The organism is Streptomyces sp. NPDC059668, assembly GCF_042734135.1.
GTDB lineage: Bacteria > Actinomycetota > Actinomycetes > Streptomycetales > Streptomycetaceae > Streptomyces.
Map to the genome: position 1 here is coordinate 17,542 of NZ_JBHWEL010000078.1, position 23,964 is coordinate 41,505.

Annotated in this window: 20 protein-coding genes; 9 read left to right on the forward strand and 11 right to left on the reverse strand. The window is 70.5% G+C overall.

The window, feature by feature from the left end:
• Nucleotides 1-142 precede the first annotated feature (142 nt).
• The 7 genes from ACFV2J_RS35405 to ACFV2J_RS35435 all read right to left on the reverse strand — a co-directional run bounded on the left by ACFV2J_RS35405 (nt 143) and on the right by ACFV2J_RS35435 (nt 9,314).
• Nucleotides 143-2,914: an AAA family ATPase gene (locus tag ACFV2J_RS35405; RefSeq protein ID WP_385083320.1), complete on the reverse strand. Its 2,772-nt coding sequence runs from the start codon at nt 2,912-2,914 to the stop codon at nt 143-145.
• A gap of 135 nt (nt 2,915-3,049) precedes the next feature.
• Nucleotides 3,050-3,661, reverse strand: a complete 612-nt coding sequence (locus tag ACFV2J_RS35410; RefSeq protein WP_385083321.1) for a DUF998 domain-containing protein — start codon at nt 3,659-3,661, stop codon at nt 3,050-3,052.
• Nucleotides 3,662-3,791: 130 nt separating this feature from the next.
• On the reverse strand, nt 3,792-4,691 hold the full coding sequence (locus tag ACFV2J_RS35415; RefSeq protein WP_385083322.1) for a Gfo/Idh/MocA family protein: 900 nt from the start codon (nt 4,689-4,691) through the stop codon (nt 3,792-3,794).
• Nucleotides 4,692-4,774: 83 nt separating this feature from the next.
• Nucleotides 4,775-5,989, reverse strand: coding sequence for an ROK family protein (locus ACFV2J_RS35420; protein ID WP_385083324.1), 1,215 nt, complete (start codon nt 5,987-5,989; stop codon nt 4,775-4,777).
• Between the two features lie 4 nt (nt 5,990-5,993).
• Nucleotides 5,994-6,860 carry a carbohydrate ABC transporter permease gene (locus ACFV2J_RS35425; RefSeq protein ID WP_385083325.1) on the reverse strand — a complete coding sequence of 289 codons (867 nt, stop codon included), beginning with the start codon at nt 6,858-6,860 and terminating at the stop codon, nt 5,994-5,996.
• Nucleotides 6,857-7,879, reverse strand: coding sequence for a carbohydrate ABC transporter permease (locus ACFV2J_RS35430; protein WP_385083327.1), 1,023 nt, complete (start codon nt 7,877-7,879; stop codon nt 6,857-6,859). The genes ACFV2J_RS35425 and ACFV2J_RS35430 overlap by 4 nt, the downstream gene beginning before the upstream one ends.
• Nucleotides 7,880-7,910: 31 nt before the next feature.
• Nucleotides 7,911-9,314, reverse strand: a complete 1,404-nt coding sequence (locus ACFV2J_RS35435) for an ABC transporter substrate-binding protein (protein ID WP_385083329.1) — start codon at nt 9,312-9,314, stop codon at nt 7,911-7,913.
• A 126-nt stretch (nt 9,315-9,440) separates the two neighbouring features.
• Between ACFV2J_RS35435 and ACFV2J_RS35440 the strand changes: the two genes are divergently transcribed.
• The 4 genes from ACFV2J_RS35440 to ACFV2J_RS35455 are packed head-to-tail and all read left to right on the forward strand — an operon-like array spanning nt 9,441 to nt 14,561.
• The gene (locus ACFV2J_RS35440; protein ID WP_385083330.1) at nt 9,441-10,487 is read left to right on the forward strand and encodes a zinc-binding alcohol dehydrogenase; all 1,047 of its coding nucleotides are present in this window, start codon (nt 9,441-9,443) and stop codon (nt 10,485-10,487) included.
• A gap of 20 nt (nt 10,488-10,507) precedes the next feature.
• On the forward strand, nt 10,508-11,308 hold the full coding sequence (locus ACFV2J_RS35445) for a sugar phosphate isomerase/epimerase family protein (protein WP_385083332.1): 801 nt from the start codon (nt 10,508-10,510) through the stop codon (nt 11,306-11,308).
• Nucleotides 11,305-12,660, forward strand: a complete 1,356-nt coding sequence (locus ACFV2J_RS35450; protein WP_385083333.1) for a trehalase family glycosidase — start codon at nt 11,305-11,307, stop codon at nt 12,658-12,660. The genes ACFV2J_RS35445 and ACFV2J_RS35450 overlap by 4 nt, the downstream gene beginning before the upstream one ends.
• Nucleotides 12,657-14,561, forward strand: a complete 1,905-nt coding sequence (locus ACFV2J_RS35455) for a glycogen debranching N-terminal domain-containing protein (protein ID WP_385083335.1) — start codon at nt 12,657-12,659, stop codon at nt 14,559-14,561. Before ACFV2J_RS35450 ends, ACFV2J_RS35455 begins: the two co-directional genes overlap by 4 nt.
• Nucleotides 14,562-14,732: 171 nt before the next feature.
• Here ACFV2J_RS35455 and ACFV2J_RS35460 read toward each other — a convergent pair whose 3' ends face one another.
• Nucleotides 14,733-15,137: a hypothetical protein gene (locus ACFV2J_RS35460; RefSeq protein WP_385083336.1), complete on the reverse strand. Its 405-nt coding sequence runs from the start codon at nt 15,135-15,137 to the stop codon at nt 14,733-14,735.
• A 456-nt stretch (nt 15,138-15,593) separates the two neighbouring features.
• On the opposite strand from ACFV2J_RS35460, the gene ACFV2J_RS35465 reads away from it, so the two are divergent.
• The 5 genes from ACFV2J_RS35465 (at nt 15,594) to ACFV2J_RS35485 (ending at nt 21,275) form a co-directional block, all read left to right on the forward strand.
• A complete protein-coding gene (locus ACFV2J_RS35465) occupies nt 15,594-16,748 on the forward strand; it encodes an aromatic acid exporter family protein (RefSeq protein ID WP_385083338.1) in 1,155 nt (384 codons plus the stop codon).
• A 380-nt stretch (nt 16,749-17,128) separates the two neighbouring features.
• Nucleotides 17,129-18,952 carry an ABC transporter ATP-binding protein gene (locus ACFV2J_RS35470; protein WP_385083339.1) on the forward strand — a complete coding sequence of 608 codons (1,824 nt, stop codon included), beginning with the start codon at nt 17,129-17,131 and terminating at the stop codon, nt 18,950-18,952.
• A gap of 92 nt (nt 18,953-19,044) precedes the next feature.
• Nucleotides 19,045-19,527, forward strand: coding sequence for a DUF6924 domain-containing protein (locus tag ACFV2J_RS35475; RefSeq protein ID WP_385442559.1), 483 nt, complete (start codon nt 19,045-19,047; stop codon nt 19,525-19,527).
• A gap of 299 nt (nt 19,528-19,826) precedes the next feature.
• Nucleotides 19,827-20,192 carry a DUF1330 domain-containing protein gene (locus tag ACFV2J_RS35480; RefSeq protein WP_385083343.1) on the forward strand — a complete coding sequence of 122 codons (366 nt, stop codon included), beginning with the start codon at nt 19,827-19,829 and terminating at the stop codon, nt 20,190-20,192.
• A gap of 207 nt (nt 20,193-20,399) precedes the next feature.
• Nucleotides 20,400-21,275 (forward strand): bacteriocin fulvocin C-related protein, encoded by an 876-nt coding sequence (locus ACFV2J_RS35485; protein ID WP_385083345.1) that lies wholly within the window; start codon nt 20,400-20,402, stop codon nt 21,273-21,275.
• A gap of 34 nt (nt 21,276-21,309) precedes the next feature.
• Here the strand turns inward: ACFV2J_RS35485 and ACFV2J_RS35490 are convergent, their stop codons facing one another.
• The 3 genes from ACFV2J_RS35490 to ACFV2J_RS35500 all read right to left on the reverse strand — a co-directional run bounded on the left by ACFV2J_RS35490 (nt 21,310) and on the right by ACFV2J_RS35500 (nt 23,690).
• Complete coding sequence (locus ACFV2J_RS35490; RefSeq protein ID WP_385442562.1) at nt 21,310-22,332, reverse strand: DUF6215 domain-containing protein; 1,023 nt, start codon at nt 22,330-22,332, stop codon at nt 21,310-21,312.
• Nucleotides 22,333-22,734: 402 nt separating this feature from the next.
• Nucleotides 22,735-23,163 carry a pyridoxamine 5'-phosphate oxidase family protein gene (locus ACFV2J_RS35495; RefSeq protein WP_385083348.1) on the reverse strand — a complete coding sequence of 143 codons (429 nt, stop codon included), beginning with the start codon at nt 23,161-23,163 and terminating at the stop codon, nt 22,735-22,737.
• A gap of 206 nt (nt 23,164-23,369) precedes the next feature.
• The gene (locus ACFV2J_RS35500; RefSeq protein WP_385083350.1) at nt 23,370-23,690 is read right to left on the reverse strand and encodes a hypothetical protein; all 321 of its coding nucleotides are present in this window, start codon (nt 23,688-23,690) and stop codon (nt 23,370-23,372) included.
• Nucleotides 23,691-23,964: the final 274 nt, after the last annotated feature.

Consider the following 23,964-nt stretch of genomic DNA (forward strand, 5'->3'; position numbering starts at 1 on the left):
GCTCGCTTTCCGCGGTGTGTCGCGCGAGGCACGGCTGACGGTGTGCCGCCGGCAGGCGCCGGTTTCGCATCACTGACAACGGTAGGCACGCGCCCCCGCCCGAGGGCATCACGCAAATGCGTAGTCGTGTCCGGGTACGGGGTCAGGGACGGCCCGTGTCCGCCGGGACCGGCCGGCCGTCCTGCACCAGCCGGGCCAGCTGAGTACGCGTGGTGACGTTGAGCTTGCGGAAGACTTTGCGCAGGTGGTAGTCGACCGTGCTGGCGCTGATGAACAGTCGCGACGCGATCTCGGGGTTGGTGGCTCCCTCGGCCGCCAGCAGCGCGACACGCCTCTCCTGGGGAGTGAGCTGGTCGTCGAACCCGGACCGACGCTTGCGGGTGGGCTCGCCGGCCGCTGACAGTTCGCTGCGGGCCCGTTCGGCGAAACCGTCCATGCCGAACCGCACGAACATCTCGTGCGCCTCGCGCAGTTGGTCTCGTGCCTCAAGGTGGCGACGCTCGCGCCGCAGCCATTCCCCGTACAGGAGATGGGCACGGCCCACCGCTGCGCGCAGGCCGGTGCGCCCGAGCCGTTCCAGGGCCGTGCGGTACAGGTCGTCCGCGTCCGCGCCGCCGGCGAGCAGAGCCCGGCAGTACGCCTCGACGCCCGCGGCCCAGTGGCTGGAGCAGGGCCCGGTCGTCTGGCACAGCTCCTTCAGCGCGTCGTCGGCCAGGTCCTGGTGTCCGGTACGTACGGCCGCCTCGACGAGCTCGGCCAGCGCCCAGTTGCGGATCCGCTGGACGCTCGAGTCGGCGCCGGCCCGGCGGGCGGATTCCAGCGCCTGGTCGTACCGGCAGGCACCGTTGTGGAGTACGGCGGTCGCCCATTGCACGTAGGTCAGCGCCATGCCCTCGCCCCGCGCGATCGAGTCCCGGGTGGCGGTGCGGATCGCGGCAGCGGCCTCGTCGTCCCGGCCGCGGAACGCCGCGAGTCCCACCTCGGCGTAGGCGACCGGGCCGGCTCCGGTCATGCAGGTGACGTCCGCGGCCGCCTCGGCCAGCGACGCGGCCTGGAGGAGCTCCCCGCCCAGCAGGTGCAGGCCCGCCCGGGTGGCCGCGGCGACCGGGAGAATGCTGAGTGCTCCTCGTTCCTCGCAGGATCGCAGCAGCCGCGAAGCCAGGAGCCGCCACGCCTCGTCGTCCCACAACAGCCCGGCGCCGTGGCCGGCCAGCCACAGCCAGTACAGCTCCTCCTCAGGGGCCAGTTCCGCCGTGGTGAACGCCGACACCGCCCTGCGCAACACCGGCACAGCGGCGTCCCGGCCTTCGACGATCAGGAGCGTCAGCCCGTCCAGCAGGAGGTCGGAGGCGTGCGGAACGGACGCCGCGGGCACCCGGCGAGCGCTGCGGGCGACCTCCGCGATCCGGCAGTCGTCGCCCAGCCGGCCGGCGAGCAGGGCTGCGGCCAGGGCCTGCAGGTAGACGTCCCTGGCGCGGCGGACGTCGATGGACTCGAAGCGGCGGGCCGCGCGCAGCAGCACGGGGGCGGCCCCACCACCGAAGCTACGGGCGAAGGCGATCTGTCCTCGCAGCAGCTCACTGTTGGCGGCCCGCAGCCCGTTCTCGGGCCCCCGGTCGGCCAGGGCGAGGAGGTCCAGGGCACTGTCGTAGGCGCCGGCCTGCTGTTTGGCGCGTGCCGCACGCAGCGCGCGCTCGGCCCGGGCGGCGGGGTCGGCGGTGAGCGCGACCGACCGTTCCAGGAAGGCCGCGGCGGCGGCGATGCCGCCCCGTGCCAGGGCCCGGTGAGCCGACCCCTCGAGCTCGGCCGCGGCTTCCTCGTCGAAGCCGACGGCTGCCTGTGCGCGGTGCCAGGCACGCCGGTCCGGTTCCGAAGGACCGGTGGCATCGGCCAGAGCCCGGTGCGCGGCACGCCGCTGGGACGGCGGCATCACCTGATAGACGGCAGACCGCACCAGCGGATGGCGGAAGGTCACCTGCGTTCCGATGGACAGCAGCCCGTCGGCCTCGGCCGCCGTCGCGGCGGACACTCCGATTCCCAGCCGGGCGGCCGCGCGCCACAACAGCGCGGAGTCGCCGGTCGGCTCTGCCGCGGCCACCAGGAGCAGCATGCGGGTGGCCGGCGGAAGGCCGAGGATCCTGCTGCGGAAGCTGTCCTCGACGCGCCCCGGCACGGCCGCGGTGTCCGTCGGACCGAAACCGCCCGCGAACCCGGCGGCCCTCATGGTCCGGGGCAGTTCCAGCAGGGCCAGCGGATTGCCCCTGGCCTCCGCCGCGATCCGCTCCACGACCTCCTCGTCCAGGGGTACGTGCAGGGCCGAGTGCAGCAGGGCGCGTGCGTCGCCGGGGCCCAGCCCGGTCAGCACCACTTCCTGCAACCCGCGTAGACCACCGACGGCGCGGCGCGTGGCGAACACGAGGCCGAGAGGCTCCGCACCGACGCGGTGCGCCACGAACGTCAGCGCCTGGGCCGAGCCGGGGTCGAGCCACTGAGCGTCGTCGATGACGCAGATCAGCGGCTGGCGGGCCGCCGCCTCGGACAACAGGCCCAGTACGGCCAGACCCAGCACGAGGCGGTCGGGCGCCGCTCCCGTCCGCAGCCCGAACGCCGCGGCCAGGGCGTCCTGCTGCGGTCCGGGCAGATGCTCCAGTGTGGAGAGGAACGGCGCGCAGACCTGGTGCAGCCCCCCGAACGGCAGCTCCGCCTCCGCTTCCACACCGGCGGCCAGCACCACGCGGAAGCCGCCCGCGGTCGCGACCGTGTGGTCGAGCAGGGCGGACTTGCCGATACCGGGCTCACCGATGACCACGAGAGCGCCACCCCGACCGGCCTTGACGGCATCCTGCCAGCGGTCGAACAACGCGCATTCGGCACGCCGACCCAGGAAAGCCGCGGGAAGCCCCGGCACCACCATGTTCCCAATCTACCTGCGGCCTCCGGCCCACACCTCTCCGAACTGGGCTTCTTCCGGTCACACGCACCCGGCGGCGTTCGTCACGGCGCGCGACAGCCTGCGGATCGCGCTGACCGCCGTCCTCCAGGAGCTGCGTCAGGTGTGCAGGACGTGCACGGCGAGCAGGGTCTGCCATGTCCAGCCGACGGTGACCGAGACGCGCTGGATCAGTCCGCCGAGGTCGACCCAGCGTGGGTGCTGGCCGAACGCGACACCGGCCAGCGCCATCGTCGTCGCGAACAGCGCACCGCTCGCGATCGAGTAGGCGGTCCACCCGGGCGAGTTGGACGGGGCGAGGACGAAGCAAGCCGCGGCAAGGGCGAGGAATCCGACGAAGGAGCACAGGTCATGCAGGGTCCCCGCGCGGGTGGGGTGCCGGAGCTGATCAGGGGTGCCGGGGGGATAACCGCTCACCGGATCCGTCCGGAAGGCGCCCGCGCAGAGCAGTCCGGCCGCCCACACCCCGATCAGCAGTGCGCCCCAGTGGGAAGGCCCGGCGTGCCAGAGGCCCACGGCGAAGGCCAGCGACAGCAGGCCCGCGAGAACGAAGTTGACGGTCTGAACCCATCCGGTGGGGCCGAGGGCGAGCGAACTGACGGGATGGCGGAGCGGCTTGTAGCCCGGCCGGCCGGCGCCTTCCAGCAGATACGCGAGGGTGAAGAGAGGGCCGGCGGCCATCCCGCAGGCAAGCAGCACTTGAGTCCCCATACCGTCAACATAGATTGACGAGCGAGGACACGTCAACCCTAGTTGACAGTCGGGGGCATCCCGGCCGCGAGGGGACCGGCGTCAGCCCCGGTCGGCCGTCCCGGTGACCTCGCCGGGACGGAACGCTCCTTCACCGTGCCGCCCGGGCCGCCTGCTCGATGAGGCGTTGCAGGTACAGCCCGCGTGCGGCGTCGAGGTCCGTCGGCTTGTTCGCGCGCACGGCGGTGGCGAAGGTGCGGCGCAGGATCGGCCAGCACTCCTCGTGGTCGATCTCGGCCGTGTCGTAGGTCAACGGCGCTTCGGGACCGAAGAGTTCGACGCGGGTCAGAGCCCGCTCCACGCTGACGGAACCCGACAGGGACGCCTGGCTGACGGCTCCGTTCTCGTGTTCCAGGGTGAGTTCGACCCACCGGCGGGGGTCGCCGGTGCTCCGGATGCCGGTGATGGGCGAGACGGCGAGGTCCAGCAGGTCGAGCAGATGCGGGCCGAGGTCGAGCAGCGCGCCGTGTTCGAGACGCCAGCCGGTGGCGAAGTCGCCGCCGAGGAAGGCGCCGTGGAGGTAGCAGGAGCGCGCGCCGGAGACCTCGCGGGTGCGCGCGGCGTCGAGGAAGGCCTCGGTGACCGGGTGGTAGCGCTTGGTCAGGACGAGTTGGGAGACCACGCCGGCGCCGAGGACGGCGTCGGCGACGCCCTGTGCGGCCGCCAGGTCGGGCCCGAGCGGCTTCTCCAGCAGCAGCGCCTTGCCCCGGCGTGCGGCCAGGGGCGCCAGTTCGGCCTGCACGGCCGGGGGTACGGCGAACGCCACGGCCTCGCACCGGTCGAGGAGTTCACCGAAGGAGTCGGCGACGTGCGCTCCGTGCGGTGCGGCGGTCTCTCGCGCGGCTTCGGGTCGGCGGGCCCACACCGCGGCGAGACGGGTCTCGGGTCCGGCGGCGAGCATCCGCGCGTGCATGGCCCGGGCCCAGGGGCCGGCGCCCACGAGGCCGACCTCCACGGGCCGGTCCGCCCAGGGGGAAGAGGTGACGATCACGGTGTTCCTGTCTGTACGAGGGGCCGCGCGAGCGGTTGTTCGGCAGCCCCGTCCGCTGCGGCGGGTGGGCGCCCGCGGCCGGTTCAGGCCGCGAGGTGGCCGAGGCGGGCTTCGGCGCGGTCGGGGGCGTAGAGAATCTCGACGACCATGGCGGCCGCTCCTATGACGCCCGCGTGTTCGCCGAGGCGTGAGGTGACGACCTGGAGGTTCGCGGTGGCACGGGGAAAGGCCCGCTGGTAGAGCAACTCACGGACGCCGGTCATGAAGGGGGCACCGGAGAGTTCACCGGCGATCATGAGGACACCGGGGTTGAGCAGGCTGACCACGGTGACCAGGACCTCGCCCGCCCTGCGTCCGGCCTCCCGGGCCAGCCGGAGGGCGTCCGGGTGGCCTTCGGAGAGCAGGCGCTTGACGTCGGCGGCCGAGGTGGCGTCCGCACCGAGGGCGCTCAGGTCCCTGGCCAGTGCCCGGCCGCTGGCCACGGCGCCCAGGCAGCCGTGCGAACCGCACATGCACAGGACGTCGGGCCGGTCGTGCAGCCGGATGTGGCCGATGTCGCCGGCGCCGCCGTCGATGCCGCGGTACACCTTGCCGTCCACGACGACGCCGGCGCCGATGCCGGTGGAGACCTTCACGAGGACGAAGGCCGTGCAGTCCCGGTGGCCGGCCTGGTGTTCGGCCAGCGCCATGAGGTTGGCGTCGTTGTCCACGAACACGGGAACCGGTCCGTCCCCCATGCTCAGGCCCACGTGCTCGGCGTAGGCCTTCTGAAGGCGTTCCCGGATGGGATACCGGTCCCAGCCCGGCATGACCGGTGGTTCGATGACAAGGCCCGTCTCCCACTCCACGGGGCCGGGAACGGACAGCCCGATTCCGGCGATGTGGCCGGCGTCGACCCCGGCGGCGGCGATCAGATCAGGGAACCACCGGGCCAGTTGGTCCAGTACCGCCTCCGGGCCCTCCCCGATGTCCAGCGGCCCGGTGTTCTCGGCGAGTATGGCGCCCCCGAGATCGAGGACCGCGGCCCGTGCGTGCTTGATCTCGAGGTCGACGGCGATGACCGAGGCGTGCCGCGGGTCGAAGACGATCTGCTGGGAGGGACGGCCGCCGGTCGATTCGCCGGCGACGTGCTTGAGCCACCCCGCCCGGTTGAGCAGGTCCAGTCGCTGGCCGACGGTCGAGCGGGACAGTCCGGTGATCCGTTGCAGGTCGGCGCGCGTGTTCGCGCGACCGCCGCGGATGAGCTGGAGCAGCTCGCCCGCACTGATCTGAGTCGGTGTCAGCATCGGTTCCCCCATGGTCTCAGCTCTTGTCGGCACCGCTGGTCAGGCCCTCGGTCAGCATCCGTTCGGCGGCGAAGAACAGGAGTATCACGGGAATCGTCAGCACCACCGACCCTGCCATCAGCACGGTCTTGGGCACTTCGACGCCGTTGGACAGTTGCGCGAGCCCCAGTGGCACCGTCCACTTGCCGGGGTCCGCGGCCAGGAAGAGCAGGGCGAACAGGAACTCGTTCCAGGCGATCATGAAGACGTACAGCCCGGTCGCCATGAGGGACGGCAGGGCCAGGGGCAGAATCACCTTGCGAAGGGTCTGCAGCCTGCTGAGGCCGTCGAGTGCCGCGGCCTCCTCGATCGAGTAGGGGATGGTGACGAGGTAGTTCTTCAGCATGTAGATGGCCACCGGCACGGTCTGGGCGACGTAGACGATGGCGAGTCCGACCAGGCTGGAGGACAGGTGCAGTTTGGCGAAGACGACGAACAGCGGGACGGCCAGCAGCGTCGCCGGGAACAGGTAGACGGCGAGGAAGAGGGCGCTGACCTGGCGGTGTCCGAAGAACTTCAGCCGGCTGATCGCGTAGGCGCCGGGCACCGCGGCCAGCAGTGTCAGGACGACGGTGCCGAGCGAGACCAGCGCCGAGTTGAGCAGGAACTTGAGGAAACCCTGCCCGCCGTCGTCGGTGGAGCGCAGCACGTCGCGGTAGGTGGACAGGGTGAAGTCCTTGGTCGAGACCCAGAGGGAGCCCGGGTCCAGCAGCAGCGCGTCGATGGGCTTCAGCGACAGCAGCAGCATGTAGTAGAACGGCATCACCGTGATCACGGCGAGGAACGCGATGACGATCCAGCGCAGGACGCCGAAGAACCTCTCCTCGAACTGGGCGCGGCTCATGCCGACTCCTCCTGGACCTTGTTGCCGAAGAACTTGAAGTAGAGGCCCATCAGGATCATGAGCGCGACGGCCAGGACCAGTGCCTGGGCGGCCGCGGCGCCCACGTCGTAACGGGCGGTGAGGAAGTCGTAGACCCGTACGGCCGCGACGTCGGTGCCCGCACCGCCGCCGGTCAGCAGGTAGACGTCGTCGAACTTGTTGAAGGTCAGGATGAACCGCAGGACGCACAGCAGGGCGATGACTGGCATCAGCTGGGGCAGCAGGATGTGGCGGAACCGCTGGGTGGGGGTCGCCCCGTCCACCAGGGCGGCTTCCTCCAGGCCGTCGGGCACGGCCTGGAGCCGCGCGAGGATGAACAGGAACGCGAAGGGGAAGTACCGCCAGGTCTCGAAGGCGATGACGGTCAGCAGGGCGAGCGGGATGTCGAAGTGGAGTCCCAGCACGTGGACTTCGTAGGCGCGGGTGGACAGGAAGGCGATGGGGTCGTCCCAGCCGAACAGCCGGCGGCCCCAGTCGTTGACCACGCCGTACTGAGGGCTGAGCGCCACTTCCCAGACGAAGGAGACGGCGACGACGGGGGCGACGTAGGGCAGCAGCATCGCCGCGCGCAGCAGCCCACGGCCGCGGAACGGCTTGCGCAGGGCGAGGGCGGCGATCAGGCCGAGGGCGATGGATCCGAAGGTGGCGCCGACGGTGTACAGCAAGGTGGTGCCGAGGCTCGACCAGAAACCGGCCGAGTCGAAGACCTGGTCGAAGTTGTCCAGGGTCCAGTGGCCGAACAGGCCCATGCCCTGGATGTCGACCAGCCTGGCGTGCTGGAACGCGAGCAGCACGGTCCACAGGATGGGCAGGATCACCACGACGAGGACCACGACGAAGGTCGGGGAGACGAACGCCAGGCCCGCGCGGTTGGCGCGGCGGCTCGCCGTCATCGGGCGGGGAGCGTCTTCGGTGGGCCGGTCCGGGGGGCCGTCGCCGGTGTGACGGCGCTGTCCTGTATCGGCTGGAGCTGTTGTCATGAGGGGACCTTTGCGGCGTGCAGGAGGGCGGCTACTGGAGGGACTTCTGCAGGGCGGTGACTTCGTCGTCGGCCTCGTGGGCCGCTTCGGTGGGCGAGATCTGACCGCCGGTCATCGCGCCGATCGCCTTGGGCACGGGCAGTTCACCGTTGGTGGCGCCGACGAGCGCGCCTTCGCCCTGGGTGATGCCCCAGCGCCGCATGTTGCTGACGCCGGCCGCGAGCTGGTTGAGCAGGCTCGGGGGATAGACCTCGTCGAAGGGCTTCCTGGTGTCGACCCCGATCGCGCTGTGGCGCCAGGCGTCGAGGTAGCGCTGGGGCTGTACGGCCGTGCCCGCGCGGACGGGGATCATGCCCTCGGGCGCCATGCCGAACCAGGACTCGTATCCCGTGCCCATCATGTACTCGATGAACTGGCGTGAGGCCTCCGTCTCGGCGGTCTTCGTGGTCACCCATGAGGTGATCTCGCCGAACTGGGCCGCGTCGGCGGCGTCGGGGCCCTGCATCGCGGTGGTGATGCCGCTGTTGCGCGCGAGGTACTGCGCGTCGTTCCTGCACTCCGTGCAGCTGGGCAGGGCGTCCTTGCGCAGACCGGCGAGTTCGTCCAGGAGGAACGAGGACCAGATGATCATGGAGGACTGGCCCGCGAAGTAGGTGGAGCGGGTGGAGTCCACGGTCTGGGTGCCCGGTGCGCCGTAGGCGCGGGCGAGCTGGTCATAGGTCTTGAACGCGGTCCGGCACTGCGGGGAGTCGAGGGCGACCTGGTGCCGGCCGTCGACGAGCTGGCAGTCGTCGGCGAGCGCGAGGCTCTCGAAGCTCTGCGAGGTGAAGGCGTCGCTCGGGTCGGTGGCGGCGGAGATGCCGTACCGCCCCTTCGTGGTCAGCGCCTTGGCCGCGCTGAGCGCCTTGGCGTAGGTGTCCGGAGCCTGGAGGTGCCGCTTGTCGAGCTGGTCCTTGCGGTAGACCAGCAGCTGAAGCCAGGCGCTGGAGGGGACGCCGAGGTTCTTGCCGCCGTCCGAGGTCAGCTTCAGCGCGTTGGCGTTGAACGTCTTCGGCCCCAGCTCGTCGACGATCTGCCGGGGTATCTCGGTGTTGAGCAGGCCGTTGCTGTACATCTGCCAGACCTGGCCCATGGGGGCGGCGCCGATGACGTCCGGCAGCGTGCCCGAGGCGGCGCCCGACATGATCAGCTGGGGCATCTGGCCCTCGTCGACGCCGACGAGATGGACCTTGATGCCGGTCTTCTTCTCGAACCCCTTGATGATCTTCTGGGTCACGGCGATGCGATCCGGGAGGTTCTCCTGGGACCAGACCGTGATCTCCCGGTCGGGTTTTCCGGGCCCCGTGCTGCTGGCGCAGCCCGTGAGCAGCCCCAGTCCCAAGGCTGCCGTGATGCCCACCGCGATCGCCTTCGATCGCCGGCTCTTGGTGCGCATTGCATGTCCTCGTTCCGACTTACGTCTACTTGATACGCATCACAGCATCACTTTTGCTGGTTGACAAGACATAAGAGGGGGTTATTGTCGACGCAACCCAACTCGCAACCCCTTCCGGAGCCATCCGTGGAACGCGTCGTCCAATTCACCGGCCCCCTTCAGGTGGAGCTGACCGAGCAGGCCGGAGCCGATCTGCCCGCCGGGCACCTGAGGGTCCGCACCCGCTACTCGGGCATCTCGGCAGGCACCGAACTCACCGCCTACCGCGGCACCAACCCGTATCTGACACGGACCTGGGACCCGGAGGCCCGGCTGTTCCGCGACGGCGCGGCCGGCATCCAGTACCCCGTGGCCGGGTGGGGCTACTCGGAGGCCGGCGAGGTCGTCGAGGTCGCTCCGGACCTGGTCGGTACGCCGGGCCTGCCGCGGCCGGGCGACCTGGTCTGGGGCATCTGGGGCCACCGCAGCGAGGGGATCGTCCCCGCCGAACGCATGATCGGCCACACGCTGCCCGCGGGCCTCGAACCGCTGGCCGGCGCCTTCGCCCGGGTCGGCGCCATCGCCTACAACGCCGTCCTGGCCGGCGACATCCACCTCGGCGAGGACGTCGCCGTCTTCGGCCAGGGCGTCATCGGGCTGCTCACCACGCGCCTCGCCCAGCTCAGCGGCGCCCGTGTCACCGCCGTCGACGCGCTCGACGGCCGTCTGGAGACCGCCAGGCGCTACGGCGCACACCACACCCTCAACGCCCGCACCGACGCCGTCGCCGAACGGGTCCGCGAGGCCACCGGCGGCCTCGGCGCCGACCTCGCCATCGAGATCAGCGGCGCGTACCCCGCTCTGCACCAGGCCCTGCGCTCGGTCGCCGCCGGCGGCCGTGTGGTGGCCTCCGGCTTCTACCAGGGCGACGGCATCGGACTGCGCCTGGGCGACGAGTTCCACCACAACCGCGTCCAGCTCATCTGCTCACAGATCGGCGGCGTCCCGCCCCAGCTGTCCCACCGCTGGAACGTGGAGCGCCTCCAGCAGACCTTCCTGCGGCTCGTCGCCGAGGGACAGGTGGACGTCACCTCCCTCGTCAGTCATGTCGTCCCGGCCGCCGACGCCGCCGACGCCTACGAGCTGCTGGACCAGCGCCCCGCTGAGGCGCTGCAGGTCGTGCTGGAATTCTGAACGTTTCGAAAGGCCCTCTCATGCTCAAGACCGCGGCGCAGGAACAGCTCCTGCCCGGAGACACCCTGCAGGCCAAGTGGGAGTTCGCCCAGGCGGCGGGTTACGACGCCATCGAACTGCGCGGCAAGGGCGACCTGCACTTCGCCTCCCGCCTCGACGAACTGAAGCAGGCCCGCAAGGACGGCGTGGTCATGCCCACGGTCTGCGTCGACATGCTGCACTTCCTCGGCGCCTTCGACCCGGACCTGCGCCGGGACGCCGTCGACCAGATGAAGTCGCAGCTCACCGTGATCGCCGAGATCGGTGGCGTGGGCGCCCAGACCCCCGCCTCGTACGGCATGTTCTCCCGTCGCCTGCCGCCCTTCGAACCCCCGCGCAGCGAGGCGGAGGACCGCGAGGTCCTGCTGACCGGTCTCGCCGAGCTGGGCGAGCACGCCCGCAAGGAGGGCGTCACGCTCTTCCTCGAGCCGCTCAACCGGTACGAGGACCACATGGTCAACCGGCTGGAACAGGCCGCCGACCTGATCCGCGCCACCGGCCTGGACTCGGTGAGGATCGGTATCGACAGCTACCACATGAACATCGAGGAGACCGACCCCGCGGCCGCGATCCTCGCCCACGCCGACGTCATCGGGCACGCCCAGGTCTCCGACTCCAACCGCTTCCAGCCCGGAGCCGGCCATCTCGACTGGTCCGCCTGGCTCGGCGCCCTGCACACCATCGGATACGAAGGCCACCTCGCGCTCGAGTGCCGGCTGACCGGGGATCCCGTCGACGCCGTCCGCTCCGTGCCCGCCTTCCTCAAGAGGTCCGGCGCGTGAAGTCCCTCCTGGACCGGCCTGCGCCCACCGCCGCCGCACCCCTGACCGTGCGGCGCGGTGCGGCGCGGGTCCTCATCGACAACTGGACCGGTTCCTCCACCGTTCCCTCCCGCACCCTCTACCCGCACCAGTGGAGCTGGGACTCCGCCTTCATCGCGATCGGGCTGCGCCACCTGTCGGTACGCCGCGCCCAGCAGGAACTGGAGTCGCTGCTGTCGGCGCAGTGGTCCGACGGACGCGTCCCGCACATCGTCTTCAACTCCGCCGTACCCGACGACGCCTACTTCCCCAGCCCCGACTTCTGGCGCTCCTCCACCGCCGGCCGTGCCGCGGGCGCACCGGCGGCCCCGGAGACCTCGGGCATCGTCCAGCCCCCGGTGCACGCGCTGGCCGCCTGGCTCGTGCACCGCGCGGACCCCGAGGAGTCACGGCGACGCGGGTTCCTGACCCGAGTGGTTCCACGTCTCGCGGCCTGGCACGACTACCTCCTCGACCGCCGTGACCTCGGCGGCGGAGGACTGGCCGCCGTGGTCCACCCCTGGGAGCCCGGCATGGACAACAGTCCGTGCTGGGACCAGGCCCTGCGACGCGTCGCACCGGCCGCGCCGGAGGCCTTCCAGCGTGCGGACCTGGATCACGGCCACCCCGCCGACCGGCCCACCGACCTGGACTACGGCCGCTACGTCCGCCTGGTGACCGACTACCGCGAGACCGGCTACGACGACCGCGCCCTGCGGCACGCCTTCGCGGTGGAGGACCCGTGCTTCAACGCGCTGCTGATCGTCAGCGAACGGGCCCTGGCCGCCATGGCCGAGGAGACGGGCGCCGACCCGACGGCGCACACCGCGCGCGCCGACGCGCTCACCCGGCACCTGGTGACCCGGCTGTGGGACGAGAACGCGGGTCTGTTCCGTGTCCGCGACCTGGTCACCGACACCCTGGTCGGGGAACAGAGCGTCACCGGTCTGATCCCGCTCATCGTTCCCCACCTCCCCCCGCACGTCGTCGGCCGACTCGTCGAGACGCTCACCGGCCCGCACTTCGACGCACCGGCCACACGCCTCGTACCGAGCTACGCCCTGACCGGTCACGCCTTCGACGCACAGCGCTACTGGCGCGGTCCCGCCTGGTTCAACACCGCCTGGCTGATCCACCTGGGACTGCGTACCCACGGCCGTGAACAGGAGGCCGAGCGACTGCGGCAGGGGTTCCTCGAGGAGGCGGCGCGCTCCGACTTCGCCGAGTACATCGACCCCACCACCGGTGCCGCGCGCGGCGCCCGGCACTTCTCGTGGACCGCCGCCCTCACCCTCGACCTCCTGCGCGCCGACCTCAAGGAGCCCACGCCATGACCTCGGCCGACGACCGCGTCCAGCTCGTACGGGACGCCACCTTCGCCCGCGTGGACTCCACCGGGGGCATCAGCGGCACCCGCGGCACCGCACCCGACGGACTGTTCCTGCGCGACGCCCGCCACCTCAGCCTCTGGCGACTCACCGTCGACGGCACCGAACCGGCCGCCCTGGTGCCCGCCACCGCCGAGACCGACGACAAGGCGCTGTCCGTCCTCACCCCGCGGGGCACCCGGGACAACCCGCCCGCCTACACCGTCTTCCGCGAACAGTCCGTCAGCGCGGGCCTGTTGACCGAGAACCTGCGTCTGGTCAGCAACCGACCCGACCCGGTCACCGCTCTGGTGGAGATCACCGTCGACGCCGACTTCGCGGACCTGTTCGAGCTGCGCGGGGACGACCGGCACTACGACAAACCCGGCGCCCGGCACGAGATCCACCGCACCGACGACGGGCTGGTCTTCGACTACCGACGAGCCGACTGGCACTCCCGGACCACCGTCGTCGGCCGCCCGGCCCCCACCGGCCTCGACGCCGCCCCGGACACTCCCGGCGTCCGCACCCTGAGCTGGCAGCTGCGACTCGACGCCCACGGGCAGGCCGATCTCCACCTGACCGTGCGCGCCCGACCCCACGGGCAGCCGGCGGAAACACCCACCACCGTACGGCCGCACCGGCGGACGACACCGGCTGCCGACGACCTGTCCCGTACCTGCGAACGGGGACTGGCCGACGTGGATCTGCTGACGCTCCCGGTCACGGGTGTGGACGGCGAGACAGTCGCCGTTCCCGCGGCGGGCATCCCCTGGTTCCTCACCCTGTTCGGCCGTGACTCACTGCTGACGTCCTACTTCCTGTTGCCCTACCAGCCGGAGACGGCGGCCGCCACGCTCAGCGCCCTGGCCGCCACCCAGGGCCAGGACCACGACCCCGTGAGCGGCGAACAGCCCGGACGCATCGTCCATGAGACCCGCCACGGCGAGCTCGCACACTTCCGGCAGATCCCCTACGGCCGCTACTACGGCGCGGTCGACGCCACCCCCCTCTTCCTGGTGCTGCTCCACGCCCACTACCTGACGACCGGCGACCGGGCCCTCGCCGTCCGCCTCGAGCGGCACGCCAGGCGGGCCGTCGACTGGATGCTCACCGACGGCGGCCTGGACGAGCACGGCTACCTCACCTACCGGCCCGACCCGAACGGACTGGTCAACCAGAACTGGAAGGACTCGGCGGGTGCCGTCTGCTTCGCCGACGGCACCCAGGCACAGGGCCCCATCGCCGTCTCGGAAGCACAGGGCTACGCGTACGACGCCCTGATCCGCACCGCGGAACTGGCGGCCGACGTCTGGCAGGACGAGCCCTACGCCCACCGCCTGCGCGAGACGGCCGCGGCGCTGCGCACCCGCTTCGCCGCCGACTTCTGGATGCCGGACGCCGGCTTTCCCGCTCTGGCCCTGGACGGCCAGGGCCGTCAGGTCGACGCGCTGGCCTCCGACGCCGGGCATCTGCTGTGGTCGGGGATCCTCGACGAGGAACGCGCCCGCCGCGTCGGGCAGCGCCTGCTGCTGCCCGACTTCTTCTCGGGCTGGGCGATCCGCACACTGGCGGCGGGGCAGAAGCCCTATCACCCGCTGTCGTACCACCGCGGCAGCGCATGGCCGCACGACAACGCCGTCATCGTGCTCGGCCTGGCCCGGCACGGACTCGCGGAGGAAGCTCGCACCGTCGCCGACGGTCTGGTCGCGGCAGCCGTCCATCACGGGTACCGCCTGCCCGAGGTTCTGGCCGGCTACGACCGCACCGCCACGGCGCGGCCGGTGCCCTACCCCCACTCGTGCTCGCCTCAGGCCTGGGCCGCGGCGACGCCTCTCGCCCTGCGAACGGCACTACGGATGCTGTGAAACCCGCCCGGGGTTCCGAGCGGCCGGGGTCGGCCCACACGCGAGTCCCGGCAGTCTCCTCAGGTGTAGGCGGCGGCGCAGGGCGTGCGGGCAGATGATCAGCGCCTGCCCGCACGCCCTCTCCGCATCGACCAGTCGGCGATGTGCGGCTCCCGACTTGCGACCTGCGGCTCAGGCAGGGTCGCTGGTCCAGATGTCCGTGTACGCCTGACTACCGATGAACGGGTTGCTGACGGCCCACAGCTCCCCCTTCTGGTTCTCCGGCACGTCGAAGTTGCACATCACCCAACCGCCCGCCTCGCCACGGTCGTTGAAGCACTCGCGCCCCCAGTGTTCCGGGAGTTTCGACTTGATCGTGCCCGCGACGGACTCCCCGTTCGCCTTCGTGTCCTTGACCCAGACCCGGTCTCCGTACGCGACGAAGCACGCCTTCGCGCCGCTCGACGACACGCACGTGGCACCCGACGGCGGCCCGCCACTCGGGGTGCCGTTCGTAGCCGATGCCACGGTCGCCGTCCCGGCGGTGATGAGTACCGCCGCAGGAATCACCGTCAGCGCGCGCCTCAGCCTGTTCATGTGTCCTCCCCCTCGAATTCCTTCATGCCGCGTTGGCTCGTCACATTCAACATGATCCGGTCGACGGCGCCCCCGCCCTCCTCCTCGGTGAGGAGCCCTCGGGAGCCGGACCGAGAACTCCCCGCGCGGCACTGCCCGTGGACAGAGAAAGAGGGGCACCTCACCCACCCGGTCGCGATCAACTCGCCGCCCCCGGCGACCCGTTGGGTTTCCGCGATCCCGGTGACCTCCCGCCGCCCTCAGACGGCCTCGAGAGGGTGGCGGACAGCGGGTTCCACGCGAGGATGCTCATGCGACCCATTCGATGGCAACGCACGCCCCCGCTGTCCCCCGCCGGGCACCTCCACCAGACCTCGCTGCCCCCTGGGCGCCGCAGCAAGCCCGGTCGGGACCCCTCGACCGACCGTGGCGGACATCATGCTGTAAATAGCGACAAAAGCTGTCACCCTCGAGGCCATGCAGGATTCCATTGTCTTGCCGGGGTACCCCCTGGCCAAGGCGGCGGGGTCGGCACGCCACCTCACCGACCGGTTGCGCGGTAAGCGAAGCAGTCAGGCGGTGTACGGCGTCAAGACCCTGGCCGCGACCATGCTCACCTGGGGAGCGGTAGCCCCGTGGTCCCCCGGCGGGCACCCGTACCTGGCTGTCACGACCGCTCTGCTCGCGGTGAACGCCTCCACGGTGTACCGATCCGTGACGCAGGCGGCGCAGAACATGGTGGCGAGGGTGGCCGGGCTCGTCCTCGCCCTGGTGACCGCCCGGCTGCTGGGGCCGACCGCGGGCGGTGTCGTGGCCATCGTGGTCGTCGCGGTCATGGCGGGCCCTCGCCGTTCCACGGACGATCGCGTGCAGATCGCCTCCACCGCGCTCATCGCACTGGCCGCCAGTGCGACCGACCCTGTGGGCAGCCTGGTGTCCCCCGTGCTCCAGACCCTCGTCGGCGCGGCTGTCGGCGTCGCCGTGAACGCCCTCGTCCTGCCTCCGCTCTACCTGGACGAGTCGGACGCCGCCGTGCGCGGCCTGGCCCACGACATGGGAACCCTGCTGCGTGACATGGGTTCCGGTCTGGCCCAGCGGCACCTCACCGTCAAGGCCCACACCTGGCTGCATCAAGCGCGTCACCTGGAGGAACGCTTCGCCGGCGCGGAGGAGGAGGTGCAGCGGGCCGACGAGAGTCTGCGCTGGAACACCCGCTGCGTCGCGCACGCCCGCTGCGAGGACCTGACGTACGGGGACGCGTTCGGCGCCCTGCGCGGGGTGTCGATCCAGGTCCGGGGGATCGCGCGGACCCTGGCGGACAACGCCCACAACGAAGACGCCGGCCACCACCTGGGGCAGCAGTTCCTCGACCGGTACGCGGAGACCCTGCGGTTGGCCGGGGACGCCGTTCAGGGATTCGCCGGACCCCGTGCGGTCACCGGCCCGTCGGACACGGCTCCCCGCGGACAGCTCCGCGAAGCGATCGACGAAGCGCAGGACTGGCACGACGCCATGACCGACCTGATCGGCCGGGGCACCCTCGTCAAGCCGGGTGCGTGGTACGTCTACGGCTCGCTCATGACCGACGTGGAACGGCTGCTCGCCGACCTGGACCACGTCGGCGCGCACTGAACTCCGGACTCCCCTCCGCGGAACTCGACCGCTCGTCGACGCCGGCGCCTCAGGCGCAGGACGGGGTTCCTCGGCCGTACCTGCGGGCTCTCCTCGCCGAGGGGGCGAGTCGAGTCGCGCCGGCTGTCGAATCGGCCGATAAATGCTTGGACCGGGCGGCCACCCTCACGGGAGACTGCGTTTGGTGGCGGAACGTGTGAGTGCGATCACACGCAGTCAGCGAGTGCGGGCCGCCGCCCGTCGCCGGTCTGGGCGCGCCCGAGGGCGACGCCCCCTCCGCTCCGGAGCTCCGTGCGACCGTCCGACCGGCCGACGACGCGACACAGCCCCTCCGCGACAGCAGCAGGAGACGGGATGTCGTACGAGACCACGGGGGTGGAATGGAAGAATCGCCCGCACCACGCAAGTCCCCACCGGGCAAGGGCCCGGTGGTTCTGGCACTGCGCTACTACACCCGGGAACTGACCCGACGCCGCCGGCTGACGGCGCCCGCGCTGCTGCTCCCCGCCGTGGGCAACATCGGTATCAGCTACGTCGCTCCGCTCATCGTCGCCAAACTCGTCGGCCGGATCGCCGACCACCCCGCGACCAGCGTCCACTCCACGCTGCCGTACGTCCTCGCCTTCGCCGGCGTCCTGCTGCTCTCGGAGGCGCTCTGGCGCGTCGGGCTGCACTGTCTCAACCGGCTCGACGCCCGCGGCATCGAGCACTTGTACGTGATCGGCCTGGACGAACTGTTCGCCAAGGACGCCGCCTTCTTCCACGACAACTTCGCCGGTTCGCTGACCAAGCGCGCCCTGAGCTTCGCCTCCCGCTTCGAGGAGTTCGTCGACACACTGACCTTCGCCGTCGTGGGACGGTTCGTCCCGCTGGCCTTCGGCGCGGTGGTCCTGTGGCGCTACGCCCCCTTGCTCGTCGTCGGGCTCCTCACGATGATCGTCCTGACCGCGGTGTGCGTCATCCCTTTGATCCGCCGCCGCCAAGCCCTCGTCCGCCAGCGCGAGGAGGCCATCGCCCGGGTGTCGGGCCACGTCTCCGACAGCCTGATGAACATGGACACGGTCAGGGCGTTCGCGGCCGAGGAGCGGGAGGCCGCCGAGCACCGGTCCCGCGTCGCGGAGTCACGGCGCCTCACCCTGAGGTCGTGGGACTACGGCAATCTGCGCATCGACACCCTGGTCGCGCCGATGTCCGTGGTGACCAACGTCCTGGGGCTGCTGCTGGCCGTGGCCCTGGGCGGAGGTGAACTCGGCGTGGAGGCGGTCGTGGTCGCCTTCACGTACTACAGCAACGCCACCCGGATCATGTTCGAGTTCAACCAGATCTACCGGCGCCTCGAGAGTTCGATGACGGAGGCCGCGCAGTTCACCGAACTGCTGCTCACCTCGCCGACCGTGCTCGACCCGCCCACGCCGGAACCCCTCCGCACCCAAGCCGCCGACGTCCGATTCGAACGGGTCTCCTTCGCCCACGCGGGCGCGCGCCCCCTCTTCGAGGGACTCGATCTGGCGGTGGCAGGCGGATCGAAGATCGGACTCGTCGGCCGGTCCGGCGGCGGCAAGACCACGCTGACCCGGCTGCTGCTACGGATGACGGACGTCGACGCCGGCCGCATCCTGATCGGCGGGCAGGACATCAGCAGACTCCGCCAGGCCGATCTGCGGGGTGCCATCGCCTACGTGCCGCAGGATCCGGCGATGTTCCACCGCACGCTGCGGGACAACATCGCCTTCGCCCGGCCGGACGCCACCGACACCGAGATCCGGCGCGCTGCCGAGGCGGCACACGTCACCGAGTTCAGCGACGCGTTACCGGACGGCTTCGACACCATCGTCGGCGAGCGCGGCGTCAAGCTGTCCGGCGGACAGCGCCAACGGGTCGCCCTGGCGCGCGCGATCCTGCGTGACGCACCGATCCTGCTGCTCGACGAGGCGACCAGCGCCCTGGACTCGGAGAGCGAACACCTCGTCCAGGAGGCCCTGTGGCGGCTGATGGACGGCCGGACGGCCCTCGTGGTGGCACACCGGCTGAGTACGGTCGCCAAGATGGACAGGCTCGTCGTCATCGACCGCGGACGGATCGTCGAACAGGGCACCCACCAGGAACTGCTCGACACGGACGGCGCCTACGCGAAGCTGTGGCAGCACCAGTCGGGCGGGTTCCTCGACGACAGCCCGGCCCCGACTGCCGGGTGGTCCGTCTGAGAGCGCCTCCCGCGTCTACCTGGCGTGCCCTCGCGTAGCGTGCACGCCGAAGGCATGGGCACTGACCTGTGCGGATGATTCTGGAGAGCGGCATGAGTGACCGTATTGAGTGGCCGTCGGGGCGTGACAAGGACGCCGCGCTGATCGTCAGGACCGACTATGAGGATGAGCAGGCATGGTCGGCCGTGAAAGCGGCTCTGATGACGACGTGGGGCGAGGACGACGACATCGAGCCGTACGTTCATGTGGTCGACGACCCGCAGTGGGCGGAAATGACGCCCACTCAGGCTCTCTCCGAGGCATCCGCGCACGGAGAGGAGCCCGGCGTTGTCTACCTCGCCGACCGCGTCTCCATGCAGGAGACCCCTGTCACGTTGCTGGCGTTGTCCCTGCTGACCAGGGATCAGTGCGAAAGCGACGAGGAGTTCGAGGCGTACGGCGGTGCGTTCCGCGTGATGCCGTACGGGATCCACGAGATGAACGCGAACCTGATGATCGCCAACTTGGACTTCGGTGATTTCGCAGACGCGGCCAGGAATGACCCCGAGGGCGTCTTCCGAGGCTTTGCCCGCTGAAGCGCTCACCCGCGCCCCGGCCTTGATCCGGAAAACGGACATCAATTCACGAACCGTTCCCTGAGAGGTGACCAAGCTGACTTGCCCTGTCGCCAGTTGGAGGGCGCCGGCGCAAGTCGGCTTGGTCACGTCCATGAGTACGAGGTTCTGGCGCGGATTCCGTGAGAGGCGGGGCGGGCGGCCTTCGCGGGTTTCCTCGATGCGGCGCCCGGCAATTACCCCCGAGGTAATCGCACCGCCCAACGACCCTCGGCTACGTTCTGGTCATCGCCGACAATCCCCGGAACGAAAGGAAGCCCGTGGTGCCCGCTTACGGCTTCGCACACCTCCGCAGCCGCCGGAATCACTCCGACGTCATCGAGTACCTGGAGCGCATCCAGGCGACGCTCGACCCCTTCGCCGGCCGCTTCGTCATCCACGGTCCGCCCGTCGAAGTCGTCGAGGGTACGTGGCCCGGCAGCATGGTGCTGATCGAGTTCCCCGGCCTCGCCGAAGCCCGCGCCTGGTACGACTCCCCCGCCTACCGCGCCATCCTGCGTCTGCGTACGGACCACGTGGAGGGCGACTTGGTGCTGATCGAGGGCGTCGGTCCGAACTATGATCCGGCCGAGCGAGCACGCAAGTTGCGAACGGAAGCCGGACGAGCGGGCCGGCCGACCACGTAGCCCCGCGGCCGGTGATGGTGAGTCACTTCGATCCTCGTCGAATTGATTGACGCTTCCAGACGGCTCGGCAAATGATTTCCCCTCAGGTAGACCCGACACGCGAGAGCGTGAGACGGATTGTCACCTAAACGTGGGGAGAATCTTGTGACCGAGTGGATATTGGCATTCGACGCCGACTGTCGATTCTGCGAAGAAGTGGTGGATCGGGTGCGCGTGTCCGTCGACGGCACGTTGACGACGGCGGGCCTCACGGAACCCCGTATCTGCGACCTGCGCACACGAGCCCTGGGGGAAGGGGCCGAGTGGGCCCCGACCCTGCTCTCGGTCGACGGCGACCAGGTGCGGGCCTGGACCGGAACCGCGCTCTCCCTCCGCCTGGCACGGCTGTTGGGACCGTCGGACTCGCTGCGGGTGGTGCGTGCGCTCCGCGACCTCGATGCGCTGCGGCCCCCGAGCCGTCGAGGAATCCTCAAGGCCGTACCGGGCCTGGCCCTGGGCACGTTCCTGGTCACCGGCGGCCTGGCAGCCTCACCCGCGCAGGCCATGACCCGCGCCAAGGGCAGTAAGGCGTCGCGATGGGTGAAGGCCAACCTCGACCGACTGCCCTCCGACTACTCCCAGTTCGCCTCCTACCCCGCGGACTACCGGCGTGCCATCTACGGAGCGCTGTCCCCTTCGGCCCGCAGTGATCTGTGGGTGGCGCACTTCGCGAACTACCGGAAGACACACCCCGGTCTGTCGGCCGAGCAGTCCGCCGTCCTGGACGACGCGACGCGGCTGGCACCGCGGCTCATCGCGGGGCGTCAGCAGGGGGCAGCCGCCGAAGGGCTGAGGACGGCGACCGTGGCGGCGTTCGGCGAGAACGGGGCACGGACGATTATCATGACGCTGGGCCCTGTCGACACGCGGCGCGCGGCTCCTCGGGGCGATCAGAGCGTCCAGGTCATGGACTGCAACTCCCAGTGCGCGGGGACCGGAAGCTGCGACATGGTGTGCTACGCCTCACCGTGGTGGTGCAACTGGACCGACTACGGCTGCGGTCCCCTGTGGCTGGGACCGTGCAGCGGGGTGTGCGCCCCCTGAAGCCACCCCTGTTCTCGAGGTCTCACAGAACGGCTCACCCGCCGATCGCCGGAAGAAGCTTCTCGGCGATGCCGACGAGAACGCTGTCGTCCGGGAGAGCTCCGGACGTGCTCCACACGCTGATGTCGTAGGAGCCGCCGCGGTCGTCACGCTCAAGGGCCACGGACAACGTCCTTGCCAGGGGACCCTGTTCGACCGGTCCGCCGGATCCGCCGCTCCCGAGATCGATCTCGATCTTCATGGTGTGATCCGAGGAGAGGACCGCGGGCCGACCGAGAACCTTGAGAGTCCTGATGTCCGTCTCGTTCCCGAACTTCATCAGCTTCACGTTCTGGTCGGTCGACATCTTGTTGTAAGTGGCGGAGACGTTCACGGTGTACGTGTCGAACGCGACCTCGGCCTCCGGCTGGGCGACCTTCCCGTCCGTCAGCGGAGCGGTGTTGTTGGTGCCGGAGGCGGTGGTCGCCGTCTCACCAGGCGTTCCGAGGAGCTCGGCCAGGTCCGGCCGGTTGAGCGCCTTGCACAGCTCTTCGCCGGTCACCGGCCGGGGCTTCTCCTTGTAGGCCTTCGGCAGCTCCTCGTGCTCCCCGTCCGAACACGACGCGGGCTGAGGAGAGTTGCTGTCGGAGGGCATGAAACGTGGGGCCAGCCAGAGCGCGGCCCCGAGTGCCCCGAACAAGGCCACGGCCGCGACGGCCTGGCCCCACGCGTTGTGGTCCTTCTCCGGAGGGTTCGAGCTGGGACGGGGCCCGGTTCCGGCCTGGGGCTGATGCTCGGGCTGTGGCTGGACATGCTGCTGGGGCTGGGCGGCAGCGTCGACCGCCGCTCCGTCCTCGGAGACCGCAGGACTCGGGTTCCGGCGCGCGCGCAGGGCTTGGACCACCGTGTGGACCCGTATCGCGGTGAACACGAGGAACACCGTGCCGAGACCGGCCGCGACCCGATCGTGGTCGCGGACGGCGAGATACATGATGCGTACGCCGAGAACGGAGCCGAGCACGATGAACAGGGGCTCACGGACCCAGAACGGCAGGAGACGGAGGAGGAAACCGAGCATCCGACGATCTCACCACAACAAGATCCTATTTGCCATGGTGGAAGCCATGGTTCCGGGTATGTGCAGGACCCGACTTTCCGGGGGCTCCGAGCAGCGGCGGGCACGCCCTCGAATACGGGCCGACCCTCCGCTCCAACGGGCCGACGCGGAGCGCTGTCCTCGCCTTCCGGACCGGCAGGGGCCTCACCGCCGACGGCATCCGTCGACCTCCGCATCTGGCAAGGCCTTCGTCTCCTGACCTGGGCTCCAGGACCCCTTGCGGAACCGCCCCGCGAGACTCCGCCTGAGCAGGTCAACTAGGTACAGCGCAGCTGATGCTGCCGGTCCGAAAGATCCGACCGCCCCTGCGGCCCTGCCTCTCGCGCGACCGTGCGTTCAGCCCTGTCAGCCGTGTCAGCCGTGTCAGCCGATCGTGCCCAGGTCGGTGCCGGTCCAGTGCTCCGGGCGCATCCGGACCACGACGTGGTCGGCGAGTTCGACCTCGGCCCACGCCGTGTAGCGGTCCAGGGCTTCGCCGCGGAGGTAACGGGCGGCGAGGTCACCGTGAGCGGTGGGGCCGGGCTCGGCGATCTCCGCGACGGGTCCTTCGACGGACACGTACCGCGGGGTGGGTTCGCTGCGCTCGACGAGGAGGCTGAACCGGCCGCTGGCCTTGATCAAGTTCATCTTGCGCGAGTTCGCCCCCGTGAGGATCCACGGCATGCCGCCGGGGCGGTAGTCGTACCAGATGGGTACCAGCAGCGGTCCGCGGCCGGGACCGACGGTGACGCCCAGCGCGGCGACGTGCGACTGCGCCAGGAAGGCTTCGCGTTCTTCCCGTGAAAGTGCCATGCACCCGACTGTAGATCCGGGCACTCACCACGTCTTCCGAGTCGCGGCGGTTGGCGGACTGTTGCTTCTCCGGCCACAAGGCCATGGCCGGGCCTGCCGGGATATCGGCGCATTGCGGAACAGAGCAGCGCCGGGCACTCGCGCCCTTTGGACGAGCGTGATGTCCCGGCCGGCCGTTGAAGGTGCGGGGGCCGAGCCGGTCGCGGTCACAGGCCGGCGATGTCCCCGGCTCTCTTCGCGACGGAGTCGAGTGCGTCGACGACGGCGTTGTGCCGCCTCGCGTGCGCTGCCCGGTCCGCGGGCACCAGCCGTGTGGCGGTCTGCACGGCGTAGGCGTCCGGGTCGCCGAAGGCACTCCGTGGGTGTTCTCCCGTGGCCGCGCAGTGCGCCGTGACGTCCTTGACCGCCTGGAGCACGACTGCCCGGTCCACGCCCGGCTGCATGGCCAGCCGTACCTGGAAACGCGCCATCCACTTCTCGCGGTCCTTCTCCCTCGCCGCGTCCGTCGTCATGTCCTTCTTCGCCACGTACTCTCCCCGGTGATCAGCGGCCGTCCGTCGTGGAGTGGGACGCGCGGGCGTCGAAGTGGGTTGCGTGAGCGAGAAGTTGAAGATTTTCCCGCGACTGTCCGTCTTGATGCGGGTGCGGGGCGCTGTGGGGGGGCGTGGTCCGGGATGGCGGTCGGCCGGGGGTGCGGCCGTGCTGCTGTCCGGGCAGGTGCCGCCGTTGCGGAGTGGGGCGGCTCGGCTCGGCTCGGCTCGTGTCAGCTGTGGTTCTGGGACCAGACGACCTGGTCCGCGT

Coding starts and splice junctions, on each gene's coding strand:
- ACFV2J_RS35410 (WP_385083321.1), bottom strand. CDS start 3,661: ATGGGGACTCAAGTGCTGCTTGCCTGCGGGATGGCCGCCGGCCCTCTC.
- ACFV2J_RS35455 (WP_385083335.1), top strand. CDS start 12,657: ATGACCTCGGCCGACGACCGCGTCCAGCTCGTACGGGACGCCACCTTC.
- ACFV2J_RS35470 (WP_385083339.1), top strand. CDS start 17,129: ATGGAAGAATCGCCCGCACCACGCAAGTCCCCACCGGGCAAGGGCCCG.
- ACFV2J_RS35460 (WP_385083336.1), bottom strand. CDS start 15,137: ATGAACAGGCTGAGGCGCGCGCTGACGGTGATTCCTGCGGCGGTACTC.
- ACFV2J_RS35425 (WP_385083325.1), bottom strand. CDS start 6,860: ATGAGCCGCGCCCAGTTCGAGGAGAGGTTCTTCGGCGTCCTGCGCTGG.
- ACFV2J_RS35445 (WP_385083332.1), top strand. CDS start 10,508: ATGCTCAAGACCGCGGCGCAGGAACAGCTCCTGCCCGGAGACACCCTG.
- ACFV2J_RS35490 (WP_385442562.1), bottom strand. CDS start 22,332: ATGCTCGGTTTCCTCCTCCGTCTCCTGCCGTTCTGGGTCCGTGAGCCC.
- ACFV2J_RS35435 (WP_385083329.1), bottom strand. CDS start 9,314: ATGCGCACCAAGAGCCGGCGATCGAAGGCGATCGCGGTGGGCATCACG.
- ACFV2J_RS35405 (WP_385083320.1), bottom strand. CDS start 2,914: ATGGTGGTGCCGGGGCTTCCCGCGGCTTTCCTGGGTCGGCGTGCCGAA.
- ACFV2J_RS35475 (WP_385442559.1), top strand. CDS start 19,045: ATGAGTGACCGTATTGAGTGGCCGTCGGGGCGTGACAAGGACGCCGCG.
- ACFV2J_RS35465 (WP_385083338.1), top strand. CDS start 15,594: ATGCAGGATTCCATTGTCTTGCCGGGGTACCCCCTGGCCAAGGCGGCG.
- ACFV2J_RS35420 (WP_385083324.1), bottom strand. CDS start 5,989: ATGGGGGAACCGATGCTGACACCGACTCAGATCAGTGCGGGCGAGCTG.
- ACFV2J_RS35495 (WP_385083348.1), bottom strand. CDS start 23,163: ATGGCACTTTCACGGGAAGAACGCGAAGCCTTCCTGGCGCAGTCGCAC.
- ACFV2J_RS35430 (WP_385083327.1), bottom strand. CDS start 7,879: ATGACAACAGCTCCAGCCGATACAGGACAGCGCCGTCACACCGGCGAC.